Raw genomic sequence first — 22,698 nt, 5'->3', positions numbered from 1 at the left:
ACCTATCCCAATAATTGTTAATCTTATATATCCACTCAATGGATTTTAAACAATCAAATTAAGTAAGTATTCACTGAGGCAGTCATACAGGATTATTAAATCCTAACACTGTATTACCAACTAGCCGATTAACAAAAAGCCCATAAAAATTAAAGGCCGAAAATTAATTTTCGGCCTTTAATTTTTATGGTAATTTCTTACCAAAATAGCGCATATAACATAACTAATATCAAAATAATAGCAAAACTACAAATATTGAAAACTGGCTCTGTCTTGTACAAGCTTTTTCCAATAATAATGGCTTTGGGGTGAGCTCTTCCTTTGGTTTCCAAATAACTGATCAAGATCATAAACAACATGGTCAAAATCCAAGTATAGAACATTTGATCCATAAAAGGAAGGTTAAGGAAAATGCTATTTTCCGACCAACCATTTGGTGCTACTTTAAAATAAAAAGCAATAGGAACGGATACCAATACTCCTAAAATGGCTGCCCTATTTGTGGTGCTTTTCCAGAAAAGGCCAAGCATAAACACTGCTAATATTCCAGGGCTGACAATCCCTGTATACTCTTGGATATATTGAAAAACCTGTCCTAAATTTTTCAGCTGTGGAGCCAGTATTACTGCAATTATCAAGGCCAAAGTGGCAGATAACCTCCCTACATTCACCAACTTTTGTTCAGAAGCTTCTTTTCCAAAATAAGGCTTGAAAATGTCCATTGTAAAAATGGTAGCAGTAGAGTTTAACATGGAGGCCAAAGACGAAACAATCGCTGCTGCCAAAGCTGCCAAAACCAGTCCTTTTAATCCAGTAGGGACAAATTCTTTGATCAACCAAGGAGCTGCGTTGTCATTGATAATTCTTCCACCTTCCGCAATAAAAGAAGGATCCGTGTACATCTCTCCCACTGCTCCATCAGGTCCTGAATTCATGACAAAGGCCACGATTCCTGGAACAACTACAATCAAAGGAATCAGCAATTTCAAAAAGGCCGCCAATACAATCCCTTTTTGGGATTCCTGAAGGCTCTTTGCGGCCAAGGTCCTTTGGATAATATATTGGTTAAAACCCCAATAGTACAAATTGGCTACCCATAATCCTCCAATCAACACTGCCAAGCCAGGTAAATCCCACCAAGCATCTTTGCCATTCGGTGTAATGATTTCACCTTTTTCCAAAATCATAGAAAACTTTTCTGGTACTTGTTCATAAATCGTCACCAAGCCATCTATTACACCACCTCCTTCTGTTACATGGGACAGCGCAATAATCGTAGTAATAAATCCACCTGCTACCAACAAAACTACCTGAACAACATCTGTCCATGCTACAGCTGAAAGACCGCCATACAAAGAATAGGCTGCAGCAAATAAGGCCAAACCAAAAATACAATAGGTAAAAATAGAACCACTGCCATCACCGATAATCGTATCCAAGGCTGTAGCTCCTAAATAAAGCACTGAAGTCAGGTTCACAAAAACAAATAGGCATATCCAGAATACCGCCAAAATACTTTTCAATGTAGTACTATACCTTACCTCTACAAATTCCGGTATGGTGTAGAGTTTTTTCTCAATAAACACAGGCAAGAAATACTTCCCCACAATCAATAATGTCAATGCCGCCATCCATTCATAAGAAGCAATGGCCAATCCAACAGCAAAACCGGAGCCTGACATGCCTATAAATTGTTCTGCTGAAATATTTGCTGCAATTAGCGAAGCTCCAATGGCCCACCATGGCAGTGATTTACTGGCAAGGAAATAATCTTCTGAAGTCCCGCCTTTTCCCTTGGACACCCATAGACCAATGCCTATTATGATCAGTCCATAACAGATAAAGATGATTTTGTCCCAAATGGCAAATTCCATGAAATGTAGTAATTAGGTTAATGTTAATTTAATTGTATGCAAAATTGCACAAAAAAGCTCCGCAATGATGTTATTTTTTAGTCTTAGAACAAAAGAAATCAATCAAACATTATAGATTTTTCTGATTATCCGCAATGATGCCAGTAACCTTAAATCCTTTGCTTAAAGTGATCAGAAATTTGAAGCCTGAAGAACGAAGCAGTTGATATTTTAATCAAAACGAACATTTCGACTCGCTTTTAACCTTTACTGGTGCAATTGCGGATATACATTTAGATTTTTTTAGGAACAAGCCAAAAAGAAAACAACTGAATCAAGAATGAAAATGGTCCATATTAATGAATGTAACATTTTTAACATTGCCTCTTTAACCCGTATTTAACCCCTAGTTAAGCCGTGTTTATCCCGTGTTTATCCCGTGTTTCTCTTATCGGCAATTTAGGCTAGCCTACACCTTAAGTCATGGAAAAACCTGGGAACATCCCTTTCAATGTTTTGGTTATAAGAACCTCAGAAATCCTTCTGTCCCTCATCGCGATAAGCCAATATTTTTCCAACTATTAAGGAGCTGAACGGCTGATTTGATTTTTCGAATTGTTGGGGGATCAGATAATTTAAAATCTTAACGTTCAAAGAAATCAACCTGCTTTTCTAATTCAAAGGATTAAATTGTAAATTATATGAATGTATTAACTATCCTTTTTCCACCTCTTCAATAACCTAAAACCATCCCCATGAAAAAACTTAGCAAAGCAGACATCAAGCAAGAAATTTTTGACCTTTATGATGCCTATGCCCATAACAAATTGGAACGAAGGGAATTTATGGAAAAGCTATCCACCTTTGCTGTGGGAGGCTTGACTGTATCCTCACTTTTGAGCTTTATCATGCCCAATTACAAGGACAATATTCAAGTTCCTATTGATCATCAAGATCTAAAAACCGAAACCATTTCCTATCCTTCACCCAAGGGTGGAGGAGAAATCAAAGCACAACTTTCGCGCCCAGCAGATGCAAATAAAAAACTGCCCGGCATTGTAGTGGTTCACGAAAACAGAGGCTTAAATCCATATATTGCTGATGTGGGCAGAAGAGCGGCATTAGAAGGTTTTATCTCCATTGCTCCTGATGCCCTAAGCCCCTTAGGTGGCTACCCGGGAAATGATGATGATGGAAGGGCTATGCAGCGCCAAAGAGATCGGGACGAAATGTTGGAGGATTTCATTGCAGCATTTACTTACCTCAAAAACCATCCTGAATGCTCTGGTAATATTGGAGTGGTAGGGTTCTGTTTTGGTGGATGGATTTCCAATATGATGGCGGTAAAAATTCCTGACCTAAAAGCCGCAGTACCATTTTATGGTAGCCAACCCACTGCTGAAATGGTTCCCCAAATCAATGCCCCTTTGCTTCTTCATTATGGAGAGCTGGATGAGCGTGTCAATGCCGGTTGGCCTGCTTATGAAAAAGCCTTAAAAGAAAACGACAAGGTATATGAGGCCTATATCTACCCCAATGCCAACCACGGATTTCATAACGATACGACACCAAGGTATGATGAAGAAGCCGCAAAATTAGCATGGAAAAGAACTATCGGTTTCTTCCATAAACACTTGGCCTAGTCAAAAAAACAGGGAAGGCAAAAAACCTTCCCTGTTCACTTTAACGGGCTTTCAGTGCTACGCTACATACTTTTCCTTTGTCCTAATAAGATGATTGTTGATCTCTTTGGCCCATTCTTGAGCCAATTCCCATTCCATAATAATATTGGAATGGTGATCTTCATTAAACATTTCAAAGTTAATTGGATGAAATTTATCATCCATTGGCAGTAACACCAAGTTAATTTTACTTACTACTTTGTGTCTCTCTTTACCAGCTCCAACATCTCTAAGCACTTTTGCAGGCTTGCAAAGTTTATAATGTTCCAACTCAACAATGCTGCAATTAACCTTTTCTTGACTTGATTTCCCATAAACCAAAATGGATTTATCTTTATCCATGGCCAACCCATACAAACTTCGCCAAACGTTTAACTTATTTAAATTCAAATTTTCCTTACTTCCAGCTTTCAACAGCTCTTCTTTGAGCTTTTTATTCACTCTTGAATGCTTTCTACTATTCAGGTATAGGGGTAGGAAAAACACCAATAAAGATCCTACCACTGTAATGATAATTGTTGTTTCTTTCATTTTTTATACAATATGGTACAGACATAAGCACTCCGAAGTAACTCAAACTTTGGGGTGTAGCTTAAAACTCAAACAGAAAACGGTGTTGTCTACCAGAAATAATGAAAGGGAAATATAATCATGGTGGAAACGAATGCTCCTTCAATGGGCTTTAGAAACCCATTTCCAAACAATTCTGTGGAACCATCAAATAAATGGAAATTTCGAGGAATACCGTAGAAAAAATGACTTAAACCTTTAAAATCATTTTCGGTAAACTCAATGGAGGGCTCCTTAAAATAAAAATCATAACTGCTAACTTGTCCATGGCAAGCTTGGTAAGCTTTAGAGTTCCATTGGACAGTATCCTCCAATAAAGAAATCTCCTTCGATGACCACTCAGCCTGCCCTGAATATATCCCTGGAAGGAATACCCAGAGCAAAATATAAAATAGCACGGCTGATACGGACTTAATTTTCATACAGTCAATACGCCAAATAACTTCAATTAGTTCAACAAATTGAAACTATTGTTTAAGATTGCATGTCTATTATTTTTTATCTACCAAACAACCGATATGACCTTAACCACTGAAAACATTTTATTGATTAGTTCTCTCTTACTCTTTGCAGGAGTTATTGCCAGTAAGACATCAGGAAAAACAGGTATTCCAGCTTTGTTGATCTTTTTGGGTGTAGGAATGCTTGCCGGATCTGATGGACTTGGAGGAATAATGTTTGACGATCCTAACTTGACCCAGTTCCTAGGTATCATCTCGCTTACCTTTATTCTCTTTTCTGGTGGGTTGGATACCAAGTGGCCAAGTATAAAGCCTGTGCTTTGGCAAGGGGTTTCTCTTTCCACAGTTGGAGTATTATTGACAAGTATTACTTTGGGAGCATTTGTTTATTGGGTTTCTGATCTAGACTTTATGGAAAGTTGGCTCTTGGGGGCCATTGTTTCCTCAACAGATGCTGCCGCTGTTTTTTCTATTCTCAGGGCAAAAAGTATTGGCCTGAAGGGAAATCTCAGACCGCTTTTGGAATTGGAAAGTGGTAGCAATGATCCCATGGCTTATTTTCTGACTATTGCCCTTACAAGTATTATCGTGTCTCCCCATTACAATATTTGGGAAGTCATTCCATTTTTCTTCGTTCAAATGGCAGTGGGTGCACTAGTTGGTTGGTTGATGGGAAGAATGTGTGTCCTCTTAATGAATAAAATCAATTTGGACTTTGAAGGACTCTACCCAGTATTAATGCTTGCTTTGGTAATGCTTACATACACATTGACTGATCTATTTAGCGGAAACGGCTTTCTGGCTGTTTACATTTGTGCCTTGACAGTGGGTAATGGAAAAATGGTCCACAAGAAGAGCATGATGAAGTTTTTTGATGGTGTGGCTTGGCTAATGCAAGTGGTGATGTTTATCACCCTTGGCTTATTGGTTTTCCCTACTCAGATGCTACCAATTATTGGCATTTCATTGACAGCAGCATTATTTCTGATCTTGGTAGCCAGACCGCTCGGAGTATTTTTAGCCCTAACTCCATTCAAATTATCACTGAGAGAAAAAACATTTCTCAGTTGGGTAGGTCTTAGAGGAGCGGTACCTATAGTCTTTGCGACCATTCCCATGATTGCTGGACTACCAAGTTCTGGAGTGATATTCCATATCGTTTTCTTTATTGTCCTCACATCAGTTGCCTTACAAGCCACTACCCTTCCTTTGGCAGCCAAACTACTTGACCTTGCGCTTCCTGCTTCCTTAAAAAGAAAATCTCTTTTGGATCTCGAGCTGTCTGATGAGTTTAAGAATGCCCTGATTGAATTGGATATTCCTGATGAATCACCCGCTACAGGCAAAAAAATTCTGGAACTGGATCTGCCCAGTACTTGCCTGATTGTGCTTATCAATAGGAACAGTCAATTTATTACCCCGAACGGGCAAACTGAAATAGAAGCTGGTGACACTTTAATGATTATGCTTGAAAATACAGACCAAGAAACAATCATTAAAAATGCTTTGCTCTAATTTCTAGTTTTCGTCACCTTATTTGATCAACCTTAAATGGTAAATTCTTCCTGTACTTTCTCCTTCTAAAGCCTGAAGTTTTATTTCGTATTTCCCGTCAGAATTTGAAATGAATTTATTAGGAATTTCATAATCTACATCATAAAACCCATCATTTCCATTGCCTTCTTCCTTCACCCTGACGAGCAACTTTCCATTGAGCAGTAAGTCAAATTGATGATTTCCATCCTTGGCGTGATAAGTAATCCTCAAGTTCTTTGCTACCTTGTTCCTATCGGTAAACTGATAACTGAACCAGTCCCTCGCCTCTCTCCAGTGATCTCCATGACTGATCCCAGTCCATGACGCTTCACTGGCAATAAAATGGTCTGATTCTGGCTGTTGCTGACCAGTCTTTACCTTATCCACTGTTTTAGCCTCTAAGACCAACATCTTTTCTTCTTCAACTCGTAGCTTTTCAAGTTTTCCTTCAACTTCCTTCTCACTGACTACAGGCCAATACACCATATATCTTGCTTCGTGGATTTGGTAAAATGGCTTAAGCCTCACACCTTGATATGCCGATGTATACAACAATTCATTAGGATCAAATAAAAGTGCCTCTTCATTAATAGGTTTTACTTTCCCCAACAACTCCTGATCATTATTGGCAACCAGCCAAGGAGCTTTATCTAAAGGGTATAATGGTCCTCTGGCCACATGTCCCATGCGACTATCGCCAGCCCATACCCCCTCTAAATCAGTGGTATCTGTCTCGGCTCCCAAAACTATTGGTCCATATTTAAAAGAAACCCAACTACTGTCAGCAGGAAGGTATTCCACCCCTAATTGCAAAGGCAGTTGAACACGAACTTTATCACCATTCTGCCACTTTCGATCCAACAAAATGTAATTAGAAGGCCCTTCCTCTATTTCTTGCTTTTGATCATTAACCCATATGGCAATCTCTCCTGCGCTGGCCCATCCCGGATACCTGATCTTTAACCCTAAATCAATGGGATTTTCTAGGTTTAATGTAAATTCTGTTTCATTACTTTCAGGAAAAGTGGTTTGCTGGATCAATTCAAGTCCCTTTTCTTTCCATGAAAGTTTGGAAGCAATAAATAAATTCACAAAAATATTTTGATGATCATGAGCATAAATAAACTCTCCATATTTGCCATGATTTTCCAAGCCAGAACCTACACAACACCAAAAACCATCATGCGCTTGCGAATACACCCGATAATGTCTGGGACGCATACTGGTAAAGTAAACGAAACCTCCATCAGGATGCTGGGATGAAAGGATATGGTTATAAAGTACCCGCTCCACAAAATCCATATAAGCAGCATCCTGCTTTTCATAGAATAAATCCTTACTCAATTTGAGCATATTGTAACTGTTGCAAGTTTCAACTCCCTCAACCGATTCGACCATTCCATTAAAATCATCGATTGGGTTAAAGTGTTCTGAAACGCTATTTCCTCCAATGGAAATACTTCTTTGATTGACAACATTGTCCCAAAAAAAGTCTGATGCTGCAAGCCAGCTCTCATCTCCATTTAGCCTAGCTACCTGTTCAAAACCTATCACTTTTGGAATCTGGGTGTTGGCATGCATACCTGTCAACATGTCCTTTTTCTCCAACAAAGGATCCAAGATCTCATGATCGGAGAATTTAACTGCCAAATCCAAATACGCTTTGTTTCCAGTTAATTCTGATGTTTTTGCAAATACCTCATTAAGTCCACCATGTTCACTATAAAGCATCTCTTGAATCTGCTCATCCGATAGATTAGAGGTTATATCAAGCATCCAATCCATCAATTGGATCAATAGTTTTTTGGCCTTGGCATTTCCTCCTATCGTATGTGCATCATAAAGTCCTGCATAAATCTTATGGATATTGTATAATGGCACCCATTTATCGTTCAACGAAAATCGACCTGCCCTAATATTTCCCTCAGCAATTTCCTCCCACATAGACTTTCCTCCAGGAATTCCTCCTATATAGCCATTGCCGTTTTTTTTCTGGCATCGAGCCAACTCATCCACCATATAATCCAGCCGCTCTTTGAGTTTTTCATTGCCGGTAGCGGCATACATTAAAGATAGAGCTGTAAGGTAATGCCCTCCAATGTGGCCATCAAGGCCTGTATTTTCCCAGTTAGGATAACTCTTTGCTTTAGGTTGCAGGCCTGCTTCTCTAAGGTAGGGGGACAAAAGTCTATCCGGATCCATGGATAATATGTAGTGCATATCAGTGAGCTGGGCTTTTTTGAATGGCCCATCTAATAATTGTACATCATCCAGTGAAAAACCTATCAGTGGCCCAATATGCTGATCAGGCTCACTACAGCAGATGATCAGTGACAAAAGCAATAAAATCAATAATTGTTTCATGAAAGATTGGTTATACGGGGTTTCTTATTTGTCCTTGATCGGATTCAAAATCAAATTACATTCAAACTGCTCTAATAGGTCTTTAAAATTAAGGTTATCCGATAACACCTTTGTAAATATTTTTTCAGCAAAAAAATATAATGCTAGCATGTCGTACTTCTTCTCCTTTTTCATGTTTATTATTTTGGGTTGACTATAAATCTTCTTTATTAGGCTTTATGGAGGCTATTTTCTTTTAAAGCCTGATTACCTGTAACTATCACTGTTCTAAATTACCCTTTATAAACTTTTGTTCAAATAAAAATGTAAAAAAAACACTTATTAAAATTTGTTTGATATTTATCTTTTTTAACCTATTTTTATTCTCCTTAAAATTTACTGATCAACATTTTATTGTAGATAAATACCGTATTCATGGTATTTTATAATAATTACTAAACTGGTACCTTTATGATCCGCAAGGAATAAGGGTAATGGCACTTGTACTATGAATTGCCACTATTAGATTTATCAACACAGATTAACCAACTAGTAATTAAGGGATTAAGGTTACCACACATAATCTCCCATTTTTAAACTTTTAGGATATGAAAAAAAATCTAAATTCTTCAAAGAATTGTATTCTTATTATGGAAAAGAATTCCATCATTGTGAAAATTATTGCAATTACCAACATTTCTATTGTATTAGTACTGGCAGCATCTACTACAAACTTGCATTATTTACTCTTTGCATTTGTCCCTACTCTATTATTTTGGTTAATGGACAGTTACTTTGTTTATCGTGAAAAAATATACAGGCAATTCCCTGACCAATCACTTGGTAATTTCTACTCCGAGCTCATGCTTTCACCAAAGAGTATTTTTACAGAATTAAGGACTGGGCTACTAGCTATATTTTCATCAATCAATAGCATGTTTTATGGAGCTATGCTATTGACTTTATCCATACTATCCTTGTCGCTTTTATAATTTTCCCACAATTCTGTAGCTTCTATGCAAAAATTGGTACTTCTTTCCTATAGGCTTTTTAAAGCAGGAGTCAATTCTGAAACATAAATTCTATTTACTCCATTGGCCACATTGGCATGGTACAAATATGTTTTTCCTTTGGGCTCATCGAAAATAAAGGATCAATTTCTCGGTCAGCTTACTTTCCTATAATGTAGTTGACTTTCTTGCTCAAATGGACCCAAAGGACTTTTGCTTTATACAATCGAAATGTACTCAATGGCTGTATAGGCCATATTGATCATCACGCACTTTTGGAAAAATTGAGGAGCCCAAAAACCCCAATCTCCATAACATCCTCCTTACTCAAATAAAATCCCTCAGATAGCTTCACTGAGAAAACTTTCCATTCCTTCAAGTTAGTAGATCTTTATACCTGCAAACCTTCATCTGCACGATATGTTCCATATAAATAATAGATCCCTTCATGATAAAAAACTGTAGTTTCTGCCAGATTCAGCCCCTTCTATAATCAGGTTGATTTTGAGCTTTCAAGCCCAGTGCTCATAAATAACAGAGAAGGGCTGGTATCAATTTATTAGGCCTTTCTGTAGACTTATATACTTTTAAAGTATCCATTTCATAAGTGTGAGTGTCCAGTATCTTTATTTTTCTTGAAACCTCCTGTGAAAAATCCCCTACTATACAGTTTAGTATTATTTCTGTTTTTGGTCAATCTTAAAATTTAGAAAAGGTATTCTAGTTATTTCATCAAACTTTACCTCATATTTAAACAGGTACCTCCGAAATCCTTCCAGCCTTAAAAGCACAAAAAAGTAATTAAAACCTATCAAAAAGTAAGTTATCATAGTCGCAGCCACCTTCTTTTTTTTAAAGAAAAAATATAGTTAATTAAAGTTTACAAATAACTAAACTTCAGATACAAACAGATTATAAAGTTCAATCAAATGCCTCAAAAAAAGACACCTCAAGATTTCGAGACAGCACTAAGTGGGAATTACGACAGATTACTCAATGTGGCTTTGATGATGGCAAAAGCTAAATTCGCTTTTGTTGCTGTTTGTCAAGAAGGGCAATTTCATTTATTATCTGAAATTGGATTTGACGAAGTATCAATTAGCAAAAACAACGATTTCTTTATAAACAAAACCCATGAAATCAAAGAGATCACCCAACTAAAACTAAACATTGACTTTCAAGGTCAGTCAATACAATCTCTGATAATTTCACCCTTTATTAATGGTTTCAAGGAGTCCAAAGGTTTTTTGATCTTGATTGAACCTTCCGAAAAAGTAAGTCAAGAAACACTTTCTTCAATCGCTTTGCTGACTGAGGAAATCAACTCAAAGTATATCAATAAACTAGAACTGGAAAACATCAACTATTCCGAAAATCAGTTTAGGAATTTTTTCGAAGAATCAATGGGGCTGATGTGCACACATGATCTTAAAGGAAAACTCCTATTGATCAATAATGCCAGTGCCAGAAGTTTGGGCTATGAAAAGAACGAGCTTTTGGGAAAGTCATTGTTTGACATCATTCCTAAGCATCATGTTGGAGGTATCAAACATTATTTGGATGAAATTCTTCAAAAAGGCCATAGCAGTGGAACCATGAAAACCCTCCATAAAGATGGTTCTGAAAGAATGTGGCTGTATACCAACGTTCTACAAAAAAACATCCATGGAGATAAATTTATTCTAGGTAACGCACTGGATATTTCCGAAAGGTACAAATTAGAATACGAGTACAATAGATTAAAGGAAATGTTAGAGCAAACCAACAGTGTAGCCCGTGTAGGAGGCTGGGAAGCTGACTTTATCAATAATACTCTCTATTGGTCAGATGTGACAAGAGAGATTCATGAAGTTTCCGATGATTTCATTCCAGACTCCGAAAATGCCATTAGTTTTTACAAAGAAGGAAAGAATCAAGAAGCTATAAAAAGAGCCTTTGAGAATGCCATTACCAAAGGGGAATCCTATGATCTGGAATTGGAGTTGATCACGGCAAAGGGGAAAGAAATATGGGTCAGGGCGATTGGGAAGCCCCAATTTAAAGATGGTAAATGTGTTAGGCTTTTTGGGACTTTCCAGGATGTGGATGAAAAGAAACAGGCCGAGCTAGAAATAATAAGATCAAAAAAGCTGCTGGAAGATGTGCAAAATGCTTCATCCGAAGTCAGCATCATCTCCACAAACACAGAAGGTATCATCACCTTATTCAATAAGGGTGCTGAAAAAATGTTAGGATATTCAGCAGAAGAAATGATAGGCCAGCAAAGTCCAGCCATCATCCATGATCCTACTGAAATAGAAGAAAGAGGGAAAGAACTCAGTTCCAAATACAATCAAAGCATCACTGGCTTTAAGGTTTTTGTATATAAATCTGAGATCTATGGGGCCGAAGAAAGAGAATGGTCCTATATCAGAAAAGACGGCACCAAACTTTTCGTCAGTTTGGCAGTAACCACCATGAGAAATACACATGGCGAAATCACAGGTTATTTGGGAATGGCCACCGATATCACTGAAAGAAAGAAGGCAGAAAATGCCCTATTTATTGAAAAGGCGAGGCTCAATGCTTTTGTCACCCACGCCCCTGCAGCAGTAGCTATGTTTGATACTGATATCAAATACATCGCATATAGTAATCGCTGGTTGGAAGAATATCAACTCCAAGGACAAGACATAAAAAACAAATCCCATTATGAAGTTTTTGAAAGCATTTCAGATGAATGGAAAGCCATCCATGCAAGGTGTCTCAAAGGTGAAGTAATCAGTAACGAAGAGGACGTTTGGAGACCTGATGGATGGGATCACGATCAATACCTGCGATGGGAAGTAAGACCATGGCATCAGTTTGACGGTACGATCGGTGGAATCATGATGCTGACCCAAGACATTACAGAAGCTTGTCTTCAACGGGATGAACTCAAAAAGGCAAAAATAATGGCTGAGCAAGCCAGTATTGCCAAATCAGAATTTCTGGCCAATATGAGTCATGAAATTCGAACCCCTCTAAACGGAGTAATAGGATTTACCGACTTGGTTTTAAAAACGGAGCTAACAGATACTCAAGCACAGTACCTTTCCATTGTCAACCAATCTGGCAATGCATTACTAAACATCATCAATGATATCCTTGATTTCTCTAAGATTGAGGCTGGGAAACTGGACCTAGATACGGATAAATGTGACCTTTATGAATTGAGTGATCAAGCCAGTGATATCATCACTTATGAAATTCATAAAAAAGGTCTAGAAATGCTGCTCAACATCCATCCGGACATTCCAAGATACATTTGGGTGGACAGTGTAAGATTGAAGCAGGTCATGGTTAATCTCCTTGGAAATGCCTCCAAATTTACAGAAGAAGGAGAAATTGAGCTGATGCTAAAGCCATTGGGAAAAATCAACGAGAACAACGAAATGAAGATTCGATTCTCTGTAAGTGATACAGGTATCGGGATCAAACCTGAAAAACAAATTAAAATATTTGAGGCATTTTCCCAAGAGGATATCAGCACTACCAAAAAATACGGAGGAACTGGTCTTGGATTGACCATTTCCAATAGTTTGTTGAAACTAATGGACAGTAAACTTCAACTGGAAAGTGTCCCTGGAAAAGGGAGCAAGTTCTTTTTTGACCTCAAAGTAAAATGTGAATATGGTGATCCAGAAGTATGGCAAACTGAATTGGGCATCAATCATGTCCTGATTGTGGATGATAATGACAATAACCGAATCATCCTAGATAGAATGCTCGCTCTGAGAGGAATAGCAACAGATCAGGCCAAAAATGGATTTGAAGCCATTCAAAAATTAATCGATGGCAATAAATATGATGTCATCCTTATGGACTATCATATGCCTTATATGAATGGCATTGAAACCATTCGAAAAATCAGAGAGAGTTTTGAGCATCAACCCATCATATTCCTACATAGCTCTTCAGATGATGAAAATATACTTAAAGCCTGTAAAGAGCTCAATATCAATATGAAGCTGGTTAAGCCCATCAAAATACAAGAAATGTATGACGCTTTGATGACCATCAATAGGAAGCAAGACCATAAAAAATCAAAATCTCAAAAAGCTGAAAAGAAGTCTATCTTTCCGAAAGACACCAAGATCATGATTGTGGAAGACAACAGCATCAATATGCTTTTGGCAAAAACAGTAGTAAACAACCTCTCCCCTTCCACTAAAATATTGGAGGCTCAAAATGGTATTGAAGCCTTGGAGTTATGCAAAAAGGATCTGCCTGACATCATTTTTATGGACATACAAATGCCAGAGATGAATGGTTATGAGGCGACCAAAGAAATTCGCCAACTTTACAATAAACACAACATCCTGATCATAGCCCTCACAGCAGGAAATATCAAAGGAGAAAGGGAAAAGTGCATGAATGCCGGGATGAATGATTTTATTGCAAAACCATTTGTTGAAGAGGATTTGATTAAGTTATTAGAGAAATGGGAGCTTAAACAATCACATGATTTAGTACAGAATTTTAAAGAATTGCCTTCACTAGCTGCTTTCGACATAGAAAATTTAAAGGAAATTTTAGGTTTTCCAGATGTAGAGAGCGAGATGTTTCAAATCATTTTAAAATCAGGTAAAAAAGAATTGATCAACTCCCGTGAAGACATCATTAAAATTCACAAAACTAAAAGCACAGGTTTGAGTCTAGCCGCTCACAAACTTTATGGATCTGCATGCACCATGAGAATGGACAGACTAGCAGAACTATCCGCAAAAATTGAAACTAGAAAAGAATATAACTTTGATGATCAGAATTTACTAAACGACATCGACGCTATTTTAAAAGAAATTCAGCAGGCTATCACTGCATTAGATCAATATATTAAAGACTAACCCCCCTAAATTTACCCGGCTGCGTCAATGTTGTATATTTGTCCTGAAAGTGAAGTGTTTTTGAAGCAGATAGTTAACGACTAATACGATTGCAGTAGAGAGCACCTTGGCGACGGTAGGATAGACATCACCAAATTCAACCAACAGTTTAAGAAGCACATAATCACTTCCTAAACCTTGCAGTACAACAATAAAATATTTACCTAATTGGGCTATAGTTTTAGTACCATTATTTCCAGCTATTTTAAATGCAAAGCATTTGCTAAACCAGAAACCAGTGGGTACCGTAATCATAAATGCCAATACTAAGGCCACGGAATAAGAAGCCAATGAATATCCCAAAACAACAAAACCCTCAATAGGTAATCCCCATTGGAAGAAGATAATAAACAATAGGATATTTAGTGCAGTATTGATACCTCCTACAGCCATATAAGCATAAACTTGGAAAGGAAGTACCTTCTTGAAAAGAGGATAACACAATTCCAAGAAACGTTCAATTCCCGTTCGTAAATATAAATCCATCGTTAGTTTAATCTAAAGTTGGTCAAACGATAAATATGACTTAGATACCATTCCGCAAGCTCACTCATAGGCAATCCCTTTGCAGCTGCATAGTTTTTATCCTCTATTTGCCTTCTCTTTTCAGGATTCTCAACCAAACTGGCTACAGCCTCTGCAAGACTGTCCGCATCATCTGTATTGAAAAAGGCCCCATCATACCCCTCTTCCTCCACCACTCGCTCCAGATCGTCTATTTTTGGCAGAATACAAGCCCTTCCGTAGGATCCAGCCTGATGCAGGATCCCTGAACTACCTGTGGTGGTCGTATATGGGAATACCACGAAGGTACTATCATGAAAAATATCAGAAACCGCCTCTTCAGGCACATATCCCGTATATTTCACATTTCGCATTTCCTTGTATTGTTCTTTTACTCCATCAATATAGCCCTTCACATTTGGGTTGTCAGTTCCTGCTACCGTAGCGGAAAAATTGAGTGAGGGGTACTTTTTTTCCAATAACTTTACTGCATCAAGCATTACCTCTACTTTTTTATAAGTGCCAAACTTCCCAAAAGCCATCAACTCTATTTTGGACAATGGCTCAAGTAATGGCTTTCGGTCAGGCAATTCAAAATTGCCATGTGGAAGCAATACCACATTGTTTTCTTTATACTTTTCCTTCAAAATGGTGACATATTGGGAAATGGTCACCCCTACTACGTCCGCTTGAAGGATAATTTTGGTCAGCTGCTCCCCTATCCAAAGGAAGAGTTTACCTTTCCATTTTTTATCTGCCATTCCAATGGTTTCCAGTTTGACAGTTTCCGTAATATTGTGCAAAATAACTACCGATGGAATTCCAATCAATCTGCACATCCATGGAGTAAACAAGCCGAGGGCTGCTTGGATTTTACCAGACCCAAAGGTCATAAACTGCAGATTACTCACAACAGCATCAGGTTTTAGTTCCTTCAGTTTTTTTTGAATAGACCAAGTGGCTTTCCAATCATTGAATTTCCAACAGGGTATAATTTCTATACCCGCGCAAGCATATCTTTCATAATCCGCATCATTGTCAAGATGATTGGTCAGAACATAAATCTCATCGATACCAGGTTTGCCAATAAAACTTCTGATAAGGTGATAGCCGTATTCATTTAATGTAACTTGGCTTGGCGGGTAAGGTGATACAAATGCAAGTTTCATGGTTACTTCAATTTTTTTGATGCAATAATTTCTTTTTCTTCTATAAATCTTATGCCATCTATTCTCCAATGGTCCCCTTGGTACAAAAAGACCATTGCCACAGTTGCCAGGGTAAACTTTTTTCCATTTTTTGGAAAATCATATTCCAAAACAGCAGAACTGTCAACCGCTGTGCAGACCAATCCATCAGTTGACCAGTTCATCAGATGTACATCATGAAAAAGATCTTTTCTTTTCACGCCATTATCCAAGCTGCCTGTATGTTGATTGGCCAATTGCTTGAACCAAGATTCTGAATAATACTCTTTACCGGTGATTACATCATTTGTTGAATACAAATGATTAAGATGGGCCCAGACACCTGAATAATCTTTTTTGAACTGTTCCAGTTGAAAGCTGTTAGGGACATAGGGAGAATGGACTGTTATTTCAACTTGTGTCTCATGCGCTTTAACAATCTCATCTTGCTGAAGAAATACTGGTAGAATAGATTCCTTGTATCTTCCATTTCCCATGAGGAAAAAGATGCTGCATACTAGACAAATCAACCCAATGAATAAGGTCTTCATCATGATTATAAAATTTTAATGATATTAGATTTTACTTGATAAACCATGGCCAAAACTTCATACCCATCAAACTCCCCTCTTTCAATGGTCATATTGGCCATACCGTCTTTAGCATAAATTTCTTTTAACCAAGTCTTAGTATCGTTTTTCAATATTATCTTGACCAAAGTACCATCAGCAAGCAAATTCCCATATCTATCTTTCATGGGGCCAACAATCAAATCATTGTTTATACTTCCTTCTTTCTCCTTTAGCATCAAGGGAACTGCAGTTGGACTTCCAGGCTGCACATAAAATGCCTTCAGGGGCTCATCATCGCTGGTTGGATAGACTCCAACTTCTTCACTAAGCGTTATGCTTCGTTCTTTAAACCATAAGTCGGAATCCACCTTCAATATATTTCCAATCCCATCGGTTTTATATACCAACTGTTGATGCATTAATACGGAATCAGTATTGACCGTTTTGGGAGACCTGAACTCTATCCATTTCACCTCTACAGTATCCACCTTTAACCATAGCGGATAATAAAAAGCGTGCTTTCCGTTACGTAGCTCAAGATTCGCGGGTCCACCAATTAAGTTCTTACCCATTGGAATGCTTAATCTCAATTTTCCCGATACTTGCTTTCCTTCTAGTATGATCGGTTGGGAGGAAGTAAAAAGAATTCCTTCCCATTCTTCTCCTTCTACCAAAAAGTTGGCAGTAAAGTCAGACAATCCGAAGATCTCTTTTTTATTAAGCCAAATGGGTTCAGGTATAGCTGAGCGATTACAGGCAACGCATAAAATCGCTCCAAACAATATGAATAGGAGATTCCTCATTGCAAATAAATTTCATTGGCCAAGAAGCCATGAGACATGATGCTGATGCCTTGATGTCTTACAGCTATTTCATCAGGCGATATAGAGAAATAATTTCTTTTCTGTCCATTCACATACAGTTTGATCAGGTCCTCTTCGAGCAATTTGGCCCGATCTTGAATCTTTTGAAAAGGCACTGTAAATTCCCTTTTTAATCCTGTGCGAATTGATCTTTGGTGAATGGCCAATTCCACTTTCCATATTCTTCCCAAGCTATCTTTCTCAGCAATTAAAAGCCCAGGAATATTGATTTCAGTGGTCAATTCATTGTATACTTCTGCAATTACTTTCATTTCAAAAGGTGCTTGCTCCTCTACTTCATAGCCAACAGTACCACCGTGTATATATCCTCTTTCACTGATGTCCGTGGCTGCTTGAAGGTCTATATTCACAATCTTCAAAGAATCCAAAGAGGAAGCACTGTCTAATCCTATTTGAAAATAAGTACTGGCTTTTGGAGAAAGGTTATAATGCATTAATGTACTTGGATAATAGTTCTCTTTAGTTCCGTTCCCGAAGGTAACAGTAGCCATCAGCGCTACATTAATGGGAACATCATCGGCGTTTAGAATTTCACCAGCGATGTGTTGGGATTCACCATACTGAACCAAATTGGCCTGAAGAATAGCGGCAAAAGGTTTTTTCACCCGGTCATCTTTAACCGTTGGAAAGCTGGAAATCACCCGCTTACCCATCTTTTTGAACAAAGTATAGGTATAGCTATGTACTTGTTCTTCAGGTATCTCCAATTCAAATTTTGGTGGAACAATGTACCATTGCTTATTTAGCCTAACTAAATCCAATGAATCGATTTGCTTTTGGTATCCTAAAGAAGTTCTCCACTGAGTATGAACAGCAACACTTACATTGTCTTCATCCGCCCTTAACTCCACCACAGCAATACTATCCAATTTTGCATAGGAAGGTAAAAGCCCTCCATCTTGAACCGACTTTTCCAATAGGTATTGATCCAGAGTGAAAGTCAAAGAGGGCTCAAAAAAACCATGTGCATTTTCAAATCGTTGAAAATCCAGTTCATTATAGAAATTGGCAATCGTAGTCTCTGGGTCTTTTTGTTGATCCACCAATAGTAATTCATAGGTTACATAGATCAAGAACCCAGTAAAGAAAAGTACCGGCATGAAAGAGGTAGCATATATCACAGATTTAGGATAATCTGCATCTAGGGGACCTTCAACTTCAAAGTACATCTGCTTTTTATATTTCACCATATAAAGCGTGGTGAGCAATGTCATCAGGATAAGACTACTGATTGGAATGATACCCCATGCGTATTTTAGAAATGGGTGCAGTTCCTTGGGAGTAATAGGCTTAATCGTACTGATATTACCTTTTTCCCATACCATGATGCCATTCTCCAATAGGATGTTTCTGCTCCAACCCGTATAATACAGTAAAGGGTCGTAAAAGCGGTCATTGCTGAAAACATACTTTAAATTGTACTTCTCAGCTTTGGTCAAGAAATCTTCCAAAGTGGCTAATCCTTCCTCCCCTAGATATTTGGCATTTTCCAAACGCTCTACTGGCCGGGAAGTCATTTCTGGAAGTCTTCTTGCGGAATGATAATTTCCGTCCACTGTGGCAGCCATGGTATTGGAACTTAACCAAGCCATCTGGTCTCCAAAACCTAGAGTCATAAAACGCCACCTCATGTGTTCATCTCGGTTGAGAAAATTGAGCATTGGCTGAATATCTACCGGCTTTGGCTGTAAAGGCCTAAAGCTGGCCAAGTGAAATATGTAGATAATAAATAAGATATAAGCCAATCCGTTTAACCCTGACAACACAAAGTGGACCGCTGTTTTATGTCTTTTGATCCAGAAACCCCTCACCGGTCCTGCCAAAAAGGACAATATGAATTTGGCCATAAAGGGAATGGCAATAATGGAAGCCCAAAAACCAAAACGGTCCAACGTGAGGATATTGAAGGCATGTTCTCCTAACATCATTTTTGGCAAGGGTGTAGTCCCTCCACTCCCTAGTAGTAAACAGCCATAAAAGGAAAGCAACCAACCGATAAAACGGGTCCTCTTGAAAATGCTGTAGGAAATGGCTGGCAATAAAGCAAAGATCAAGGCCAGAGGAATGACATAGAAAATCAATCCTGAGGAAGTTTGCTCAAAGAAATTGTCCCTAGATCCATGAGGAATCGATACTTGTGCAATTGGATCGGTTTTGCTCCAATACCAATAAGGAAATATCAAACTAATGGCCATGCTGATCATCAAAGTGGCAAATATGATAATGGGCCATTTCTTAGCCCAAATAGCTCTCAAAGCCATTTTGACAAAAGCCCAAGAAAACTTGGTGTTGCTCAGCGCTGATGACCCATCCACAATGCCCATAAACAGCAACGGAGCAATAAAAAAAACCATCCCAAAAATGGCTGTCACATGATGAGAACATATCACCACCGCCAAAAAAGAAAATGCCATAATCAGGTAAAACGGCTTGTTTTTGATCATAAACTGATACAAAAAAGGCAATGCATTCAGTAGGAAGGCCAAGCCTGTCAATGTGGGCAGCTGACCATAAACGTGCAAAGTTTCCACTATAGAAGACAATACTACGACCAATAAAGCAGCCACGCCTGCAGTAGTCTTATCGAAGAATATTTTTGAAAAACGATACACACCTACCACCAAAATCTCAAAGATAAAAATCCCCGCAATACAAAATGACACCTTTAAGGGAAACACCTTACTGATCAACGCTATCATTTGATGCAGCAGTGGAGGATAGCTTACGGTTAAGAAGCCTGTATACCAGCGATAGTCCCAAGGCTCAAACCAAAACCTTGAATAATGATCTGCAAAGAACATATGCACATACGCATCATAAGTCTGAGGCAAGGTAAAATATCCAATTACCCCATGTGTCAGCAATGCTATTGACATGGCTATCAAGAGTAATTTCTTACCCAAATAGTCATTCCATATGTTTTGCTCTATCCTACTCAAGGTTTTCTTGGTTTGAGTTACTGCTAGGTGAATGTTATAAGTAAGTGTTGCCTTTGACTTCTTTTACCAGGCTCACATAATCTTTTATTTCCTGTTCTTTGTCCTTACTGCAGACAAGAATGGCATCTGGAGTATTGACAATGATCAAATCCTTCACCCCTCCGACTACCATCAGCTTTTTGTCATTGGAGTGAATCATGCATCCTGAAGTATCTTTGGTGATAGTATTGAAATTATTGACTGCATTATTCATGGCATCCTTATTAAAGTTTTCATAGGCACTACTCCACGTTCCCAAATCATTCCATTTAAATGAAGACGGAATCACATAGACATTTTGGGCATGCTCCATGACAGCATAATCAATTGAAATAGCGGCACATTTTTGATACACTTGCTTGATGGCCTCCACCTCGTTTGAGGTATTTAATTGTCTGGCTGCTTTACTGAATAGCTTAAACATAGCCGGTTGAAATTCTTCCAACGCTTTCAATAAAACGGATGCTTTCCAGATGAATATTCCAGAATTCCACAAGAAATTCCCTGCTTCTAAAAACAGCTCAGCTGTTTCCTTATTCGGTTTTTCAGTAAATTGATAAACTTCGTGAACTTCTTCATCCCCCACCATTTCATGACCGTAATGAATATATCCATAACCAGTATTAGGATGTGTAGGCTGAATTCCCAAAGTAAGGAAGACATCATATTTGGACGTAAAATGTAGACCTGTTTCACAGTGTTTCCTAAAGAGCTCATCGTCACCGATCAGGTGATCAGATGGCGCAATGATGAGATTTGCCTCTGGATTTATTGCTTGTAGCTTCGTAGAAACATAAGCGATACAGGCAGCCGTATTTTTACGCTCAGGCTCTCCTAAAATATTTTCTTTGGGCAGTTCTGGAAGCTGATCCTCCACGATAGTAAGGTAATCATCAGCCGTGATCACATAAATATTTTCCAAAGGGATAAATGCATTGAACCTTCTTAAGGTAGCCTGAATGAGGGTTTCTCCTGTATTCAAAATATCCAAAAACTGTTTTGGGTAATTAGATCTGCTGATAGGCCAAAATCGACTTCCTATCCCTCCAGCCATAATAGCCACATAGCTATTGGATTTATTGTAGTGTTTGGAATGTTTCATGATCTTATCTTTTAAAAGGTCTTATGTAAATTTGGATTCATTAATTGAAAGCTCTAGTCGGGGCCGCAGCCCCGATCAAAGCACAGCTTAAAGTGTAATTGAATTGTTAATTATTGGGTGATAAGTCAACTTTTCCATCGTACAGCTTTAAGTGTTTATTCTCAAGAGAATTGAGGGTGATCAACTCGCAACTTTTTTTGACATTAGTGGTGCAGCATCTGATTTGGAAACCATGGATGGCGACACGCGATACGTGTAATAGAGTTGGAATAATTGAAAGGGTATTTTAAAAGAGTCTTTAAACTTTAGTTTAGAACCTCCTATTTCAGTCCACTGCATCAACGGAAATTCCAGTACACCTCTTTGCAAGGTGGTCTTTCCGAATTTTTGCTGTAATCTCAAGAAAATTTCCACATCAAATAACCAGGGAGTCTTGAAGGGCTCTGAAAATAAATAAGGCACTAGACTTCTGTGAAATATCTTTGCACCACATTGAGTGTCTTGAAAGTTGGTTTTCAAAATGCTTTTTATGGCTCTCTTTACAATGTTGCTCAGTAAAGATCTATTATCATCTCTTTTAATATCTGCTCCCAAACGTTGGATTCTACTACCCACTATAGCTCCGAACTTAGGATAGTTTTCTTTGTACATAGCCATCTGCAACCACTCTTCGGGTGTAGTAGCCAAGTCTGCATCCAAAAAGCCCAACAACTGCACGTTATGTTTTGAATGCATATAAAGCATTCCATGTCTAACGGCTGCTGATTTACCTCCATTTTGCTTTAGGTTCAGCACCACAATATTTTCAGGTGACTGTACTTGTATACCTCTCAATACTCCGGAAGTGTTGTCCTTGCTGCCATCATTGACAAAGCACAAAAGCACATCAGGGTTCATTTTGGCAAAAGTCAAAAAATGATGGTATGGAAATCTTTCTTCTTCATTGTAGCATGGGACTACAATCGCAAACTTTTGAAAATCTTCCTTGAGAATGTTGTTCATAACTAAATGGTTTAATTGTAAATCAATCTTTTAAATATGTAGGTCAATGTTTTATCACTGATGCCAAAACCCTTTACCCAATTGCAATGCCTAATTTTAAAATATTGATT

At 38.2% G+C, this 22,698-nt stretch carries 15 protein-coding genes; 4 read left to right on the top strand and 11 right to left on the bottom strand.

The features are described from left to right. Nucleotides 1-197 precede the first annotated feature (197 nt). The gene (locus IFO69_RS09560) at nt 198-1,874 is read right to left on the bottom strand and encodes a sodium/sugar symporter (protein WP_192009885.1); all 1,677 of its coding nucleotides are present in this window, start codon (nt 1,872-1,874) and stop codon (nt 198-200) included. Between the two features lie 734 nt (nt 1,875-2,608). Here IFO69_RS09560 and IFO69_RS09555 point away from each other — a divergent pair. Next, entirely contained in the window at nt 2,609-3,496 is an 888-nt protein-coding gene (locus IFO69_RS09555; protein ID WP_192009884.1) for a dienelactone hydrolase family protein, read from the top strand. A gap of 57 nt (nt 3,497-3,553) precedes the next feature. Here the strand turns inward: IFO69_RS09555 and IFO69_RS09550 are convergent, their stop codons facing one another. Together IFO69_RS09550 and IFO69_RS09545 are read right to left on the bottom strand one after the other, a co-directional pair. After that, complete coding sequence (locus IFO69_RS09550; RefSeq protein ID WP_192009883.1) at nt 3,554-4,066, bottom strand: hypothetical protein; 513 nt, start codon at nt 4,064-4,066, stop codon at nt 3,554-3,556. Nucleotides 4,067-4,155: 89 nt separating this feature from the next. Beyond that, nucleotides 4,156-4,527, bottom strand: a complete 372-nt coding sequence (locus IFO69_RS09545) for a hypothetical protein (RefSeq protein ID WP_192009882.1) — start codon at nt 4,525-4,527, stop codon at nt 4,156-4,158. A gap of 96 nt (nt 4,528-4,623) precedes the next feature. On the opposite strand from IFO69_RS09545, the gene IFO69_RS09540 reads away from it, so the two are divergent. After that, entirely contained in the window at nt 4,624-6,081 is a 1,458-nt protein-coding gene (locus IFO69_RS09540) for a potassium/proton antiporter (RefSeq protein WP_192009881.1), read from the top strand. Nucleotides 6,082-6,099: 18 nt separating this feature from the next. Here the strand turns inward: IFO69_RS09540 and IFO69_RS09535 are convergent, their stop codons facing one another. After that, nucleotides 6,100-8,466, bottom strand: a complete 2,367-nt coding sequence (locus tag IFO69_RS09535) for a glycoside hydrolase family 127 protein (RefSeq protein ID WP_192009880.1) — start codon at nt 8,464-8,466, stop codon at nt 6,100-6,102. A 587-nt stretch (nt 8,467-9,053) separates the two neighbouring features. On the opposite strand from IFO69_RS09535, the gene IFO69_RS09530 reads away from it, so the two are divergent. Together IFO69_RS09530 and IFO69_RS09525 are read left to right on the top strand one after the other, a co-directional pair. Further along, on the top strand, nt 9,054-9,437 hold the full coding sequence (locus IFO69_RS09530) for a hypothetical protein (protein ID WP_192009879.1): 384 nt from the start codon (nt 9,054-9,056) through the stop codon (nt 9,435-9,437). 947 nt (nt 9,438-10,384) lie between these two features. Beyond that, entirely contained in the window at nt 10,385-14,320 is a 3,936-nt protein-coding gene (locus IFO69_RS09525) for a PAS domain S-box protein (protein ID WP_192009878.1), read from the top strand. A gap of 24 nt (nt 14,321-14,344) precedes the next feature. On the opposite strand, the gene IFO69_RS09520 is transcribed toward IFO69_RS09525, so the two are convergent. The 7 genes from IFO69_RS09520 to IFO69_RS09490 all read right to left on the bottom strand — a co-directional run bounded on the left by IFO69_RS09520 (nt 14,345) and on the right by IFO69_RS09490 (nt 22,588). Next, nucleotides 14,345-14,845 carry a GtrA family protein gene (locus tag IFO69_RS09520; RefSeq protein ID WP_192009877.1) on the bottom strand — a complete coding sequence of 167 codons (501 nt, stop codon included), beginning with the start codon at nt 14,843-14,845 and terminating at the stop codon, nt 14,345-14,347. A 2-nt stretch (nt 14,846-14,847) separates the two neighbouring features. Continuing rightward, a complete protein-coding gene (locus IFO69_RS09515) occupies nt 14,848-16,032 on the bottom strand; it encodes a glycosyltransferase (protein ID WP_192009876.1) in 1,185 nt (394 codons plus the stop codon). Between the two features lie 2 nt (nt 16,033-16,034). Continuing rightward, nucleotides 16,035-16,604 carry a hypothetical protein gene (locus tag IFO69_RS09510; protein ID WP_192009875.1) on the bottom strand — a complete coding sequence of 190 codons (570 nt, stop codon included), beginning with the start codon at nt 16,602-16,604 and terminating at the stop codon, nt 16,035-16,037. A 2-nt stretch (nt 16,605-16,606) separates the two neighbouring features. Then, nucleotides 16,607-17,425 (bottom strand): hypothetical protein, encoded by an 819-nt coding sequence (locus IFO69_RS09505; protein ID WP_192009874.1) that lies wholly within the window; start codon nt 17,423-17,425, stop codon nt 16,607-16,609. Further along, a complete protein-coding gene (locus IFO69_RS09500; RefSeq protein WP_192009873.1) occupies nt 17,422-20,445 on the bottom strand; it encodes a hypothetical protein in 3,024 nt (1,007 codons plus the stop codon). The genes IFO69_RS09505 and IFO69_RS09500 overlap by 4 nt, the downstream gene beginning before the upstream one ends. A 34-nt stretch (nt 20,446-20,479) precedes the next feature. Further along, complete coding sequence (locus tag IFO69_RS09495) at nt 20,480-21,586, bottom strand: mannose-1-phosphate guanylyltransferase (protein ID WP_192009872.1); 1,107 nt, start codon at nt 21,584-21,586, stop codon at nt 20,480-20,482. 180 nt (nt 21,587-21,766) lie between these two features. After that, nucleotides 21,767-22,588 (bottom strand): glycosyltransferase, encoded by an 822-nt coding sequence (locus IFO69_RS09490; RefSeq protein ID WP_192009871.1) that lies wholly within the window; start codon nt 22,586-22,588, stop codon nt 21,767-21,769. Nucleotides 22,589-22,698: the final 110 nt, after the last annotated feature.

The organism is Echinicola arenosa (assembly GCF_014841125.1).
Lineage (GTDB): Bacteria > Bacteroidota > Bacteroidia > Cytophagales > Cyclobacteriaceae > Echinicola > Echinicola arenosa.
This window is presented reverse-complemented; position numbering and strand designations above follow the sequence as displayed.

Excerpts from the sequence above, each read along its gene's own strand:
- IFO69_RS09525 (WP_192009878.1), top strand. The coding sequence starts at position 10,385 with ATGCCTCAAAAAAAGACACCTCAAGATTTCGAGACAGCACTAAGTGGG.
- IFO69_RS09535 (WP_192009880.1), bottom strand. The coding sequence starts at position 8,466 with ATGAAACAATTATTGATTTTATTGCTTTTGTCACTGATCATCTGCTGT.
- IFO69_RS09490 (WP_192009871.1), bottom strand. The coding sequence starts at position 22,588 with ATGAACAACATTCTCAAGGAAGATTTTCAAAAGTTTGCGATTGTAGTC.
- IFO69_RS09510 (WP_192009875.1), bottom strand. The coding sequence starts at position 16,604 with ATGATGAAGACCTTATTCATTGGGTTGATTTGTCTAGTATGCAGCATC.
- IFO69_RS09545 (WP_192009882.1), bottom strand. The coding sequence starts at position 4,527 with ATGAAAATTAAGTCCGTATCAGCCGTGCTATTTTATATTTTGCTCTGG.
- IFO69_RS09550 (WP_192009883.1), bottom strand. The coding sequence starts at position 4,066 with ATGAAAGAAACAACAATTATCATTACAGTGGTAGGATCTTTATTGGTG.
- IFO69_RS09515 (WP_192009876.1), bottom strand. The coding sequence starts at position 16,032 with ATGAAACTTGCATTTGTATCACCTTACCCGCCAAGCCAAGTTACATTA.
- IFO69_RS09495 (WP_192009872.1), bottom strand. The coding sequence starts at position 21,586 with ATGAAACATTCCAAACACTACAATAAATCCAATAGCTATGTGGCTATT.
- IFO69_RS09560 (WP_192009885.1), bottom strand. The coding sequence starts at position 1,874 with ATGGAATTTGCCATTTGGGACAAAATCATCTTTATCTGTTATGGACTG.
- IFO69_RS09505 (WP_192009874.1), bottom strand. The coding sequence starts at position 17,425 with ATGAGGAATCTCCTATTCATATTGTTTGGAGCGATTTTATGCGTTGCC.
- IFO69_RS09555 (WP_192009884.1), top strand. The coding sequence starts at position 2,609 with ATGAAAAAACTTAGCAAAGCAGACATCAAGCAAGAAATTTTTGACCTT.
- IFO69_RS09540 (WP_192009881.1), top strand. The coding sequence starts at position 4,624 with ATGACCTTAACCACTGAAAACATTTTATTGATTAGTTCTCTCTTACTC.
- IFO69_RS09520 (WP_192009877.1), bottom strand. The coding sequence starts at position 14,845 with ATGGATTTATATTTACGAACGGGAATTGAACGTTTCTTGGAATTGTGT.
- IFO69_RS09530 (WP_192009879.1), top strand. The coding sequence starts at position 9,054 with ATGAAAAAAAATCTAAATTCTTCAAAGAATTGTATTCTTATTATGGAA.